8 protein-coding genes are annotated in these 11869 nt (G+C 44.9%); 6 read left to right on the forward strand and 2 right to left on the reverse strand.

Going from position 1 to position 11869, the window contains the following annotated elements:
* The first annotated feature begins 69 nt into the window (after window positions 1–69).
* Window positions 70–3030 carry a TonB-dependent receptor plug domain-containing protein gene (locus KDM90_RS13745; RefSeq protein ID WP_212676170.1) on the forward strand — a complete coding sequence of 987 codons (2961 nt, stop codon included), beginning with the start codon at window positions 70–72 and terminating at the stop codon, window positions 3028–3030.
* A gap of 139 nt (window positions 3031–3169) precedes the next feature.
* Here the strand turns inward: KDM90_RS13745 and KDM90_RS13750 are convergent, their stop codons facing one another.
* A complete protein-coding gene (locus KDM90_RS13750; protein ID WP_212676171.1) occupies window positions 3170–3628 on the reverse strand; it encodes a rhodanese-like domain-containing protein in 459 nt (152 codons plus the stop codon).
* Between the two features lie 570 nt (window positions 3629–4198).
* Here KDM90_RS13750 and glnA point away from each other — a divergent pair.
* The 5 genes from glnA to KDM90_RS13775 all read left to right on the forward strand — a co-directional run bounded on the left by glnA (window position 4199) and on the right by KDM90_RS13775 (window position 9976).
* Window positions 4199–5614, forward strand: coding sequence for a type I glutamate--ammonia ligase (gene glnA / locus KDM90_RS13755; protein WP_212676172.1), 1416 nt, complete (start codon window positions 4199–4201; stop codon window positions 5612–5614).
* Window positions 5615–5766: 152 nt separating this feature from the next.
* Window positions 5767–6219 (forward strand): DUF4124 domain-containing protein, encoded by a 453-nt coding sequence (locus tag KDM90_RS13760; protein ID WP_329605325.1) that lies wholly within the window; start codon window positions 5767–5769, stop codon window positions 6217–6219.
* 76 nt (window positions 6220–6295) lie between these two features.
* Window positions 6296–7372, forward strand: coding sequence for a nitrogen regulation protein NR(II) (glnL, locus tag KDM90_RS13765; protein WP_212676174.1), 1077 nt, complete (start codon window positions 6296–6298; stop codon window positions 7370–7372).
* An 81-nt stretch (window positions 7373–7453) separates the two neighbouring features.
* Window positions 7454–8911, forward strand: coding sequence for a nitrogen regulation protein NR(I) (gene ntrC, locus KDM90_RS13770; RefSeq protein WP_212676175.1), 1458 nt, complete (start codon window positions 7454–7456; stop codon window positions 8909–8911).
* Window positions 8912–9148: 237 nt separating this feature from the next.
* Entirely contained in the window at window positions 9149–9976 is an 828-nt protein-coding gene (locus KDM90_RS13775) for an HDOD domain-containing protein (protein ID WP_212676176.1), read from the forward strand.
* A 39-nt stretch (window positions 9977–10015) separates the two neighbouring features.
* Here the strand turns inward: KDM90_RS13775 and KDM90_RS13780 are convergent, their stop codons facing one another.
* A complete protein-coding gene (locus KDM90_RS13780) occupies window positions 10016–11638 on the reverse strand; it encodes an NAD(P)/FAD-dependent oxidoreductase (protein ID WP_212676177.1) in 1623 nt (540 codons plus the stop codon).
* Between the last annotated feature and the right edge of the window lie 231 nt (window positions 11639–11869).

The following is an 11869-nucleotide window of genomic DNA, read 5'->3' on the forward strand; positions in this document are numbered from 1 at the left end:
CTTGCGGTTTCGATGTGCAAACTTTATGTCAGCAGCCACCTAAGTTGATTGTAAAAAATGGAGAAGAAAATGAGACTGACAAAAATTGCTGCGGCGATGCTGGCGATAGGCTTTGCATCGAGTAGTCTGGCCGCGGATGATGAAGACAAGAAACAGGAAAAAGTGCAACGAGTCGAAGTAACTGGCTCGAGTATTAAACGGGTGAATACTGAAACAGCATCGCCTGTGCAGGTAATTGATGCCAAGCAAATTGAAAATATGGGGGCCCGCACTTTACTGCAAGTGCTCGATAATTTGCCCGCAGCTCGCCCCGCTCAGCAAGATTTTCGGTCCATGTTCACGGGCTCAGACGGCGCCTCTCAAGCCAATCTTCGGGGGCTGGGTGCGCAAGGTACTTTGATTTTATTGAATGGTCGTCGTCTTTCCTTTTATGGCGCACCAGAAGGTTTTCAAACGCAGTTTGTCAATATTGATGCAATTCCTGCCGCTGCGATTGAACGGATGGAAATACTCACAGATGGTGCTTCTGCGGTGTACGGTTCTGACGCGGTAGCTGGTGTCATCAATATTATTACGAAGAAGTCGTATAAGGGTATCGAGGCGAGTGCCACGATTGATACTTCAAGCGAGGTAAAGTCGTATGGTGAGAAGCAGGCTAGTGCTCTGTTTGGTTTTGGTGATTTAGCGAAAGATAATTTTAATATTTATGGTTCAGTTAACTTGTATCAACGCGACCGAATTGCATTAGAAGATACTTATCTCAAACGCCCTGATCAGTTTTATAAAAATAATCCGAGTTACGTCAGTGGTTTTCGAATTAAGGAGGGAAGTCAACCTGGTATCTTGAATCCAGGAACGTTCTTCGTATTCGACAAGAACGCGAATAATAAGCGTTATCAACAAGCCGTTCCGGGCTGTTCTAATGCCATTGTCGAAAGTGCGGGCACCCGGTGCGTCTGGAATACCTTGCCCTACTCGTTGGATACAGGACCCAAATCTGACCGAGCAACTATTTTCTTAAGTGCGCGTGCCAATCTTTCTTCGGAATGGGAAGGTTTTGGCGAGTTGGCTTACACTGATATCGATATGCGCGGTGAGAATGGTCCTCGTTCTTTCAGTAGCGGCGGTGGGACAGCAAACTGGTATTCGCGCAATACTGGAACCACGTTAAATACTTTCTCTTATCCCTATTTGGGGCCTAACAATGTCTATTTGAAGAATCTAAGTCAAGATTTGAAAGACAAAATGGGAGGTGCTGCAGGTTTGACTTACTTGATGCAAGATGCTCCTGGGCATTTTGGTCAACGTAATACCGATAAGACTTATCGGGCCATGGCGGGAGTACGCGGAGCGTTAGGGCAGTGGGACTTCGAATCAGCATTGGCGGTGGCCGGCAGCCATTCAACTTTATTCCAAACAGTCAACGTGAATAAGGATGGATTTGAAAAAGCATTTGGTCCGTTCACTGTGGATCCTGTGACTAAACGAACCTACATCGCAGATAATCCCGCGTATCAATTCGGTGTGATGAGTGAAAAAAATGCTGCGCTTTTGCGTCAGGCTTATCCTACCTTTGATATTCAGTCCTGGACACAATTGGTGACATGGGACGCGAAAGTCGAAGGCGCTTTGTTTAAGATGCCAGCAGGTGAAGCACGCGCGGCTTTTGGCGTCAATGTTATGCGTGAGCAGTTCGAGACACCGGGGAATAAAGATGCTGCGGACGGTAAAATAACTCAGCAGGGCGGTTCGTGGTTTGATGGTTCTCGAACCATTGCTGCGGTCTTTGGCGAAGCGATTTTCCCGATAGCGAAGAACTTTGAAGTCAATACGGCTGCACGTGTCGATAAGTACCCCAACTTTGCCGCCAATCTCGCCCCCAAAGTTGGTCTCACTTATCGACCAATTGAAGATTTGCTTGTCCGTAGTACTTATTCGCAAGGTTTTCGTGCGCCCAATTTAGCAGAGTCAGGAATTGGCGGCGTTTATGCGCAAAGAGGCGGAATGCGTGACACGGTACGTTGTGATGAAACAAATGCGATCGCTAAATTGCTAATGAAATCAGTGAGTGGAACGGACCAAGAACTCGGAAAATCTTTATTAAATTCCAACTGCAGTATTAATATTGGCGGCCTCACGCCGCCGAACCCTAATTTGCAACCTGAGAAGGCGAAGATCAGTACTTTGGGGCTTGTTTACCAGGCTAGCAAACAGTTCGATATTTCTGCTGATTATTGGTTTGTCTATCGTCGGAATGAGATCGTACGCCAAGATTTCACTGAAGTTTACGATGACGCCGTAGAAAAATATGGGCCAGCATTGATTGGTGCGCCGAATGCGGTCCGTGCTCCGATTACAGACTTTGACAAAGCCAATATGGCGGCTGTTGCGAGTATGTGCGCAAATGCTGCGAATGCAGCGGCTTGTGCTAGTGGTGTGCCCAAATATTCGGTTGGGATTTTGGCAGGCTTGACAAATAAATATATGAATCGAGGTCGAACCTTAATCGATGGTTTTGATGTCGATGCACATGCTCGTTTTAATTTGGGTCAATACGGCAAGCTCAATTTCGGAACTTCAGCGACAATCATGAATCGGAATGCCTATAATGGCGATGATGGATATGGATTTTCGCAAAACTATGTTGGCTATTACGGCAATCCAAAATTGCGCGCCAATCTGAATGTTGACTGGCAATACGGAAATTTTTCTACTAGCATTTTTGTGAACTACACTGGTGGTACAAAGTGGGCCTATGACAAAAATGACGAGGAAAATAACAACCCCGAATCTTGTACTGCGGCAGACGTTCCGGTAGCCCCGAACAATTGTGGTGGTGCTCCTTCGTTTAAGACCGTGAATTTGGGATTGGGTTGGACGCCAGTGAAAAACCTGCGTCTTGGATTGAATATTAAAAATGTTCTCAATACCAAACCCTTCTACGATCCTTATGGTTGGGAAGGATACAACCATGCTTTGAATTTATTTGGTCGAAGTTTGAGTATTTCTGCGAGCTATAAATTCATGTAGGGGTTTAATATTTAGCATCTTTCACCCTAGAGTCCGTTGCTCTGGGGTGATTCGATTTGCTGTTGATAGGAATACTAACGATACTGAATCAGATCATGTGTAAAGTAGCAGGAACGGTGTGCGAACTGACACGTTATGTTTAAGCACCGAGCCAAGGTAATTCCGCCGAGCACCAACCACCAATCGTCTTTCGATGTCCCAAGTGATCTTTGTCGCCCTCAAAACCCTGCAATATGTCAAAACAGGAAACATAGCCATTTTCTGTCGCTAACTTCGCCCCATGGCGCGAACGTACGCCAGAACGACATAAAAACAAAATGACAACATTTTTGTTAGGAATTGCTGCTTCCAATTGTGAAATAAAATCTGGATTTTGCGTGCCTCCTGGGTACAAGCTCCATTGAATTGCATAGTGCTGTTCTTCTGGAATGTTAACCCGACCAACCCAATCCCGCTCCGCATTGGTGCGTACATCGACTAAGACGATTTTCGGATCGCTTTGCAAAAGTTGAAAAGCTTCTGCTGGAGTGACCGCGCCTGCGTAGGGCAGTGATTGCTCGTGAGCACGCAAGGTAGCCTGATCAAGTATTGCTTCCATGTGGTATCCCTATTTTATGAGAAAGTTAATTGATTATTTGATTTTGAATTGGCATGTGTTGTGCAACATCCCCCCCCACGCGTATCTTGATATTTGTTTTGATACCTACGTTTTGAGTGGATTGTAGCAAAGCTTGAGAATCTGAAAAAAGGGAATCTCAGCGATATAGAGAATCTCGATTTTTTAGGAAAATGTGACGGCAAATTAAATGCACATATTTAGTGCGGATAGAATGCACACTATTGGTGCGTTTCCGCAATTTATGCTCCAAATCTGTGCATTGCATAATTAGCATTTAATCTTTGAGTTTAATTTTTCTCTCATTTGATTATATAAAACAAGGGGTTAGCGACGAGCTGTCGATTCGTAAAATGCACTTGTGGATGGCACACTTTCTGCTAATATCAACGACGTATTCTTGTTTCCATGTTGCATTGTGATGGTGCGTCTTTGCAATCTCGGTGTCACATAGTAAAGGGAGAATAGAGATTAAAGGCGGTAAATAAACTTGATGTGGTTTTAGTAGACTTATTTTTGAACAATGATTTTGAACGATTTAAGGAGTTTCAAATGGCAATGACCCCAGCAGAAGTGTTGAAGATGGCGAAAGACAATGAAGTCAAATTCGTTGACTTTCGTTTTGCGGACACACGTGGTAAAGAACAGCACGTTACCGTGCCAATTTCCGCATTTGATATCGATAAATTCGAATCAGGCCATGCGTTTGACGGTTCTTCTATCGCTGGTTGGAAAGGAATTGAAGCATCCGATATGTTGTTGATGCCGGATCCAAATACTGCCAACATTGATCCATTCATGGAAGAAACCACATTGTTTATGCAATGTGATGTGATTGAACCTGCCGACGGTAAAGGCTATGACCGTGACCCACGTTCTATCGCAAAACGTGCAGAAGCCTATTTAAAATCCTCGGGTATCGGTGATACAGCTTACTTCGGTCCTGAGCCAGAATTCTTCATTTTTGACAGCGTACGTTGGAAAGTCGACATGTCTGGCTGTTTCGTGAAGATTGATTCTGACGAAGCATCTTGGACAACTGGCAAAGAAATGGAAGGCGGTAACCCTGGTCACCGTCCAACTGTCAAAGGTGGTTACTTCCCAGTGCCCCCAGTCGATAGCTTTCAAGATATGCGTTCTGAAATGTGCTTGATTTTGGAATCTTTGGGCATTCCGGTAGAAGTGCATCACCATGAAGTTGCTGGTGCGGGTCAAAACGAAATCGGCACTAAGTTTTCCACATTGGTAGAACGCGCTGACTGGACACAAAACTTGAAATACGTTGTGTGGAATGTAGCGCACACATACGGTAAGACAGCGACGTTCATGCCAAAACCAATCGTTGGCGATAACGGTTCGGGTATGCACGTTCACCAATCAATCTGGAAAGACGGTAAAAACTTGTTCGCAGGTGACGGCTATGCTGGTTTGTCTGATTTCGCGTTGTACTACATTGGCGGAATCATCAAGCATGCGAAGGCATTGAATGCGATTACTAACCCAGGTACGAACTCTTACAAACGTTTGGTTCCTGGCTACGAAGCACCAGTAAAATTGGCTTACTCTGCGAAGAACCGTTCTGCTTCGATTCGTATTCCGTACGTAGCGAATCCAAAAGCGCGTCGTGTTGAAGCGCGCTTCCCAGATCCATTGGCGAACCCATACTTGTGCTTCTCTGCATTGATGATGGCTGGTTTGGATGGTGTACAAAATAAGATTCATCCAGGTGAAGCGGCATCGAAAGATTTGTACCATTTGCCACCTGAGGAAGACGCATTGATTCCAACAGTGTGCCATTCTTTGGAGCAAGCGCTGGAAGCATTGGATAAAGATCGTGAGTTCCTGACTCGCGGTGGCGTCTTTAGTGACAGTATGATTGATGCTTACATCGAATTAAAAATGCAAGAAGTTCAACGGATGCGTATGACCACGCACCCGGTTGAGTTTGACATGTATTACTCTTTGTAATTAGAAATAAAAAAGCGGGGTTAGCCCCGCTTTTTTATTCAAAGTCTTATGGGTAATTGTGCAAATTCATTGCTTGGAATACACTAAGCTCTTCGTATCCACTCTACATTATCCATATGAAGCAATATCTTGTCGGTCTTAGTGTATCAATCGTGTGCAGCATCCCGGTGCAGGCGCAGTCCGATGTGTATTTGTGTGTTGATGCCAATGGTAAGAAAGAATACAAAAACACGGGCATTACGAAGGGATGTAAGTTAGTCGAGTTGCCGTACACAAACACAGTACCTGCACCACCTTCGGCAAAAAAGAGTGCACCTGCACCAAGTAGGGTGTCAGCGATTCCGAGCGGATTTCCGAAAGTTGATGAAGGAACGCAACGGGCGCGGGACTCAGATCGGAAACAAATATTGCTTGATGAGTTGAAATTGGAAGAGCAAAAATTGGATGCGGTCAAGAAGGAGTACAACGGTGGCGATGTTGAGCGACGTGCGGATGAACGTCAACCGTCGAAATATCTTGAGCGTGTGAATAATTTGAAAAATGATTTGGCTCGCACCGAGAAAAATATCGAAGCGTTGAAACGTGAAATTAGCAACCTCAAGTAGTGCTCCACGAGTCTGAGCGCACAGAAAAAGGTCGCTAAGTGCGACCTTTTTTAATTTGACATCGAGAATAGGGTTAATGAATAAATTTGCTGGACTAGATTTACTCGCTTCTGCGGTCTTGGTCATGGATGGGCAAGGGAAAATCGTTTATGCCAATCCTGCTGCGGAAAATTTATTGGAGCGTCCTTTCAAGCTATTGTACAAACTTGATTTGAAAGAGTTATTTCTAAATGGTGAAGAGCTACTAACTGGGTTTCAGCAAGCTTTAGAGCATCAATTCGCAGATCGTCGACAAGACCTTGTTTTGGAAAGAAATGGGCATGAGTCACTGCATGTTCATAGTATTGTCACTGCTCTTGATCACGTCGATACACCTGTGTTAATTGAGTTACGTGAAAATGTCCAGCAGCGCAAATTGGATCGCGAAGAGCGAATGCAAGACCAAAATAAAGAGAATAAAGAGTTGATTCGAAATTTAGCGCATGAAATCAAGAATCCACTCGGTGGAATACGCGGTGCAGCACAATTATTGGAGCTTGAACTTCCTGAGCAAGATCTTTCTGAGCGTCGTGCGAAAGAGTTGCGTGAATACACACAAGTGATTATCAAAGAGGCGGATCGTTTGCAGGTGTTGGTTGATCGTTTACTTGCTCCCAATCGCCTGCCTCAGCAAATTGCAGACGTGAATATACATGAGGTATGTGAACGTGTGCGTAGCCTAATTGTTGCCGAATTTCCGAAAGGACTGACGATAAAGCGGGATTATGATTTGTCGATTCCTGAATTTCGTGGCGACCAACAACAACTTATTCAAGTGGTCCTAAATATTGCACATAATGCAGCGCAAGCTTTGCGTATTAGGATGGTGGAAGGGGATGCAGAGATTATTTTCAAAACTCGCGTAGTGCGTCAAGTGACGCTAGCAAAAATTCGATACAGGCTGGCATTAGATTTGCATATCATTGATAACGGTCCTGGAATTCCTCCCAGTATTCGTGACCGGATTTTTTATCCACTGGTATCAGGAAGGGATGGAGGGAGTGGATTGGGATTGACGCTGGCTCAGGCATTTATTGCACAACATGCTGGTGTCATTGATTGCGAGAGTCGACCTGGATGCACAGATTTTCGAATCTTGATTCCATTGCCATGATCCATTTTTGCCCACCTTGTGCATGCTGGTATGCTCTTAAATAGTGCATTCTCCGTAAATAATTTTATGAGACGCTGATCAATGAAGAAAACCATTTGGATTGTAGATGATGATGATTCTATTCGCTGGGTGTTGGAAAAAGCACTGGCGCGCGAGGGATTTGTCACGCGAAGTTTTGTAAATCCAGACGACGTATTGGTGGTCCTGGATGAAGAAGTCCCTCAAGTGCTGGTTTCCGATATTAGAATGAACGGCGCCTCTGGACTTGATTTATTGCAAACGATTAAGCAGCGTTTACCAAGTTTGCCCGTCATTATCATGACGGCCTTTTCTGATCTGGACTCGGCGGTTGCTGCATTTAAAGGAGGTGCTTTTGAGTATCTTGCGAAACCTTTTGATTTATCGAAAGCGGTCGAACTGATTCGGCGAGCCCTGGAGGAGAGTGATCGGGAGACAACGATTGAACAGATCGTTGAGGTTGAAACTGAGATGCTTGGACACGCGCCCGCGATGCAGGAAGTATTTCGTGCAATTGGCCGCTTATCACAATCAAGCGTGACTGTATTGATTACTGGTGAATCTGGTAGTGGTAAAGAATTGGTAGCGCGTGCACTTCACAAGCATAGCCCGCGTTTTAATCAACCATTCATTGCACTCAATACCGCTGCAATTCCTAAAGATTTACTCGAGTCTGAATTGTTTGGGCATGAGCGCGGTGCATTTACGGGAGCACAAGCATCACGTAGGGGGCGATTCGAGCAAGCAGAGGGCGGAACTTTGTTTCTCGACGAAATTGGTGATATGCCTTTTGATCTGCAGACACGTTTATTGCGCGTTTTGTCCGACGGTCATTTCTATCGGGTCGGTGGACATCAACCCTTAAAGGCAAACGTACGTTTGATCGCTGCAACGCATCAGCACTTGGAAGAGCGAGTAAAAGAAGGGGCGTTCCGAGAAGATCTATTTCATCGGTTAAATGTTATTCGATTGCGTGTCCCCAGTTTGCGTGAACGTCGCGAAGATATTCCGCTGCTGGCAAAGCATTTTCTGATTCAAAGCGCTAAGCAACTTGGCGTTGATGCAAAGCGTCTCTCAGACAATGCCTTGCATTTTATTGCTAGCCTAGATTTTCCTGGTAATGTGCGTCAGCTTGAAAATCTGTGTAATTGGATTACCGTCATGGCTCCGGGTCAAGTTGTTGAAGTCAATGATCTTCCAAGTGAGTTAGTTCCTGTTGGCGTTACGACGCCTTCTCCACCTGCAAGTGTGTTTAGCTTGCCGCCCGCACCAACAAATTCATATTTGTCCGATGGTAGTTGGCATCTTGTCTTAGCGCGTGAGACAGACCGATTACTGCAGCTTGGGGAACAAGATATCATGACGCAATTGGGCCGTGATTTTGAAAGTGTTGTTATCAAATCTGCTCTGCGTCATACCCATGGTCGAAAGAATGAGGCTGCGATCCGTTTAGGTATAGGGAGAAATACAATTAGCCGGAAAATTCAGGAGTTGAGTATTGATGGCGTAAAGGAGGAGTAAGCTGGATATTAAGTCTTCCTGTCGTTTTTTTGCCCGACGTGAATGACATAAAAGATTTTCTAAATGCACTTATCGGAGTATTATTTCTTCACGTAAATTGATGTTGAAAGTGAAATTCAATTTATGGACAATGCTGCTTGCTTGTCATGAGAGATATAAATCGGTGATAAGTCAGGTCTGGCTTAGTTAGGTTTGTTCGAATTAAGCTTTGATACTGTAATAATTAGGGGATCTTTTATGAATTTCGACGCACTTTTTCAGCAGCAAAATGCTTTGCCTACCATCCCTAAGGTGGTACAGGAAGTCATTGATAGTTTTAACGATGACAATGTTTCAATCGATGATATTGCACGCAAATTGGCGGCCGATCAGGTCTTAAGTGCAAAATTGCTGCGTTTGGCCAATTCTTCTTATTACCATTCGTCCAGAAGTGTCGGTACGGTAGACGATGCCGTTCTCATGTTAGGTTTTATGACGGTTCGTACCCTAGTTATTAGTAGCGGGTTGACTGGCGGCTTTAAGTCAATGCCTGGTGTTGATTTGAAGCAATTCTGGCGTTACAGCATGCATACTGCTGTCATTGCAAAATGTTTGGCGAAGAAAATGGGTGGGAACTCAGATTTCGCGTTCACTGTTGGCTTGATGCATGCGATTGGTCAATTGGTTATGCATGCTGCGATGCCTGAACAAACTTTGCAAGTCGATAAAATTGCAGGTTTATTAGATGCCCGTCGATTAGATGTGGAGCGCACATCATTCGGGTACGATTTTTCTGATGTTGGTGCGGAGTTAGCCAAGCGTTGGCGCTTTCCAGATAATTTTGCCAGTGTGATTAAGGGCTTTCCTGAGCCATTGAGCGCAGCAGTTTTTGAACCGATGGCTGGCGTTATTCATGTTGCCGTCTGGCGTGCTCGCGCCGAAGAAAATAGGTACTCAAAAGAAGAGCTCGATGCAACTTTGCCTTCCGATGTTTTGTTAAAGTTGAATATTTCACGGGAATATTTGCTCGAGGAAATGCCGTCAATTTCGGAGCTCTCGGCCGGCTTGGAAGAATTAGTGAGCTAGTAAATTTCAAGTCAAGAAAGCGGGCAATTGCCCGCTTTTCTATTGATACTTCTTGTTGATACTGAGAGCAATCGCTTCAGCAACTCTGATGCCGTCAATTGCAGCGGATAAGATGCCACCAGCATATCCAGCACCTTCACCAGCAGGATAGACGCCTTGCGTGTTAATACTTTCGAGACTGAGATCATCTCGTTTGATTCGGATGGGCGACGAAGTTCTTGTTTCAATGCCGGTTAGGATGGCATCTTTCATCGAGAATCCTTTGATTTTCCGATTAAATTCTGGAATAGCTTCGCGAATCGCCTCGATCGCGAATTCAGGTAATGCATCGGCGAGATTGCAAAGAGTAATTCCTGGTTTGTACGAAGGTATTACTTGCCCCAGCTCTGTTGAAGCCCGATCGGCCAAAAAATCCCCGATTAATTGTCCGGGAGCGTTATACGACTTACCGCCCAATTCGAATGCTTTGCTCTCAAGTCTGCGTTGAAACTCAATTCCGGCTAAGGGATGACCTGGATAGTCGATTTCAGGAGAAATGCCGACAACGATGGCACTATTCGCATTTCGTTCATTCCTAGAATATTGACTCATTCCGTTCGTGACCACACGACCAGGCTCTGATGTCGCAGCAACGACGGTCCCACCTGGGCACATACAAAAGCTGTAGACAGAGCGGTTGTTTTTTGCATGGTGCACCAGCTTGTAGTCTGCCGCGCCTAATATCTTGTTCCCTGAATTTGGACCGAATCGGGCTTGATCAATGATCGATTGAGGATGTTCAATTCGGAATCCAACGGAAAATGGCTTTGCTTCAACATAGATACCCTTGTCATAGACCAGCTGAAAAGTATCTCTTGCACTATGACCGATAGCAAGTACCACGTGGTCAGCGGAAATTTGTTCGTCGCCATTGATTGTTATTCCCAAAATTTGACCATTTTGAATATCAAAATCGGTGACCTTCTGTTGAAATCTGATTTCGCCACCAAGTGAAATGATGCTCGCACGCATTTCTTCGATCATTTTGACAAGTCTAAATGTGCCGATATGTGGTTTGCTCACATACATGATTTCTTCTGGTGCACCAGCTTGAACAAACTCGGTGAGAACCTTTCTGCCGTAGTGCTTTGGATCTTTGACTTGGCTATACAGCTTGCCATCTGAAAATGTGCCAGCTCCGCCTTCCCCGAACTGGACATTGGATTCTGGATGAAGTTCGCGTTTGCGCCAGAGACCCCAGGTATCCTTTGTCCTTTCGCGAACTACCTTGCCGCGTTCCAAGACGATGGGCTTGTAGCCCATTTGAGCAAGTATGAGTGCTGCGAACAAGCCGCACGGGCCGAAGCCGATGATTACAGGGCGCTGGAATGAAACTGGGATTTGTGTAGAAACGAACTTGTAACTAGTGTCAGGGGTGCGACTAAGTTTGGCTTGTCCTTGAACGTTCTTCAGTCTATGCAGTATTAAATCTTCGTCTTTAACTTCGATGTCTATCGTATAGATCAAAACGATGGCCGTCTTTTTGCGTGCATCATAGCTTCTTTTGAATACCTCAAACTTATACAAGTCTATTTCCGCTATTTTTAGCCGCTTCAATATTGCATTTCGTAAATCCTCTTCAGTGTGGTCCAAGGGTAGTTGAATGTCGGTCAGGCGTAACATAATAGATGCGTTCAATAATTCAAAGCCGTATTCTAACTGTTACTGAATCAATGCCTCAATGAATCTAAGCTTGCGGGGATGCATATTTCTTTGCTATAGTTCGGCTCCCGCAGAAAAGCGTGGTTGAAATAAGAGAAGTGCAGGCGGTAAGGCGTTGATTTTCCTGAGGTTTGAATCGAGTGAGTTAAAACGATTTAAGCGAAATAAGAAAACAGGGGGTTGACGAGAAGT

Source organism: Affinundibacterium fentianense (assembly GCF_018139545.1).
GTDB lineage: Bacteria > Pseudomonadota > Gammaproteobacteria > Burkholderiales > Burkholderiaceae_D > Undibacterium > Undibacterium fentianense.

Excerpts from the sequence above, each read along its gene's own strand:
- KDM90_RS13750 (WP_212676171.1), bottom strand. The coding sequence starts at position 3,628 with ATGGAAGCAATACTTGATCAGGCTACCTTGCGTGCTCACGAGCAATCA.
- ntrC (WP_212676175.1), top strand. The coding sequence starts at position 7,454 with ATGAAGAAAACCATTTGGATTGTAGATGATGATGATTCTATTCGCTGG.
- glnL (WP_212676174.1), top strand. The coding sequence starts at position 6,296 with ATGAATAAATTTGCTGGACTAGATTTACTCGCTTCTGCGGTCTTGGTC.
- KDM90_RS13780 (WP_212676177.1), bottom strand. The coding sequence starts at position 11,638 with ATGTTACGCCTGACCGACATTCAACTACCCTTGGACCACACTGAAGAG.
- KDM90_RS13775 (WP_212676176.1), top strand. The coding sequence starts at position 9,149 with ATGAATTTCGACGCACTTTTTCAGCAGCAAAATGCTTTGCCTACCATC.
- KDM90_RS13745 (WP_212676170.1), top strand. The coding sequence starts at position 70 with ATGAGACTGACAAAAATTGCTGCGGCGATGCTGGCGATAGGCTTTGCA.
- glnA (WP_212676172.1), top strand. The coding sequence starts at position 4,199 with ATGGCAATGACCCCAGCAGAAGTGTTGAAGATGGCGAAAGACAATGAA.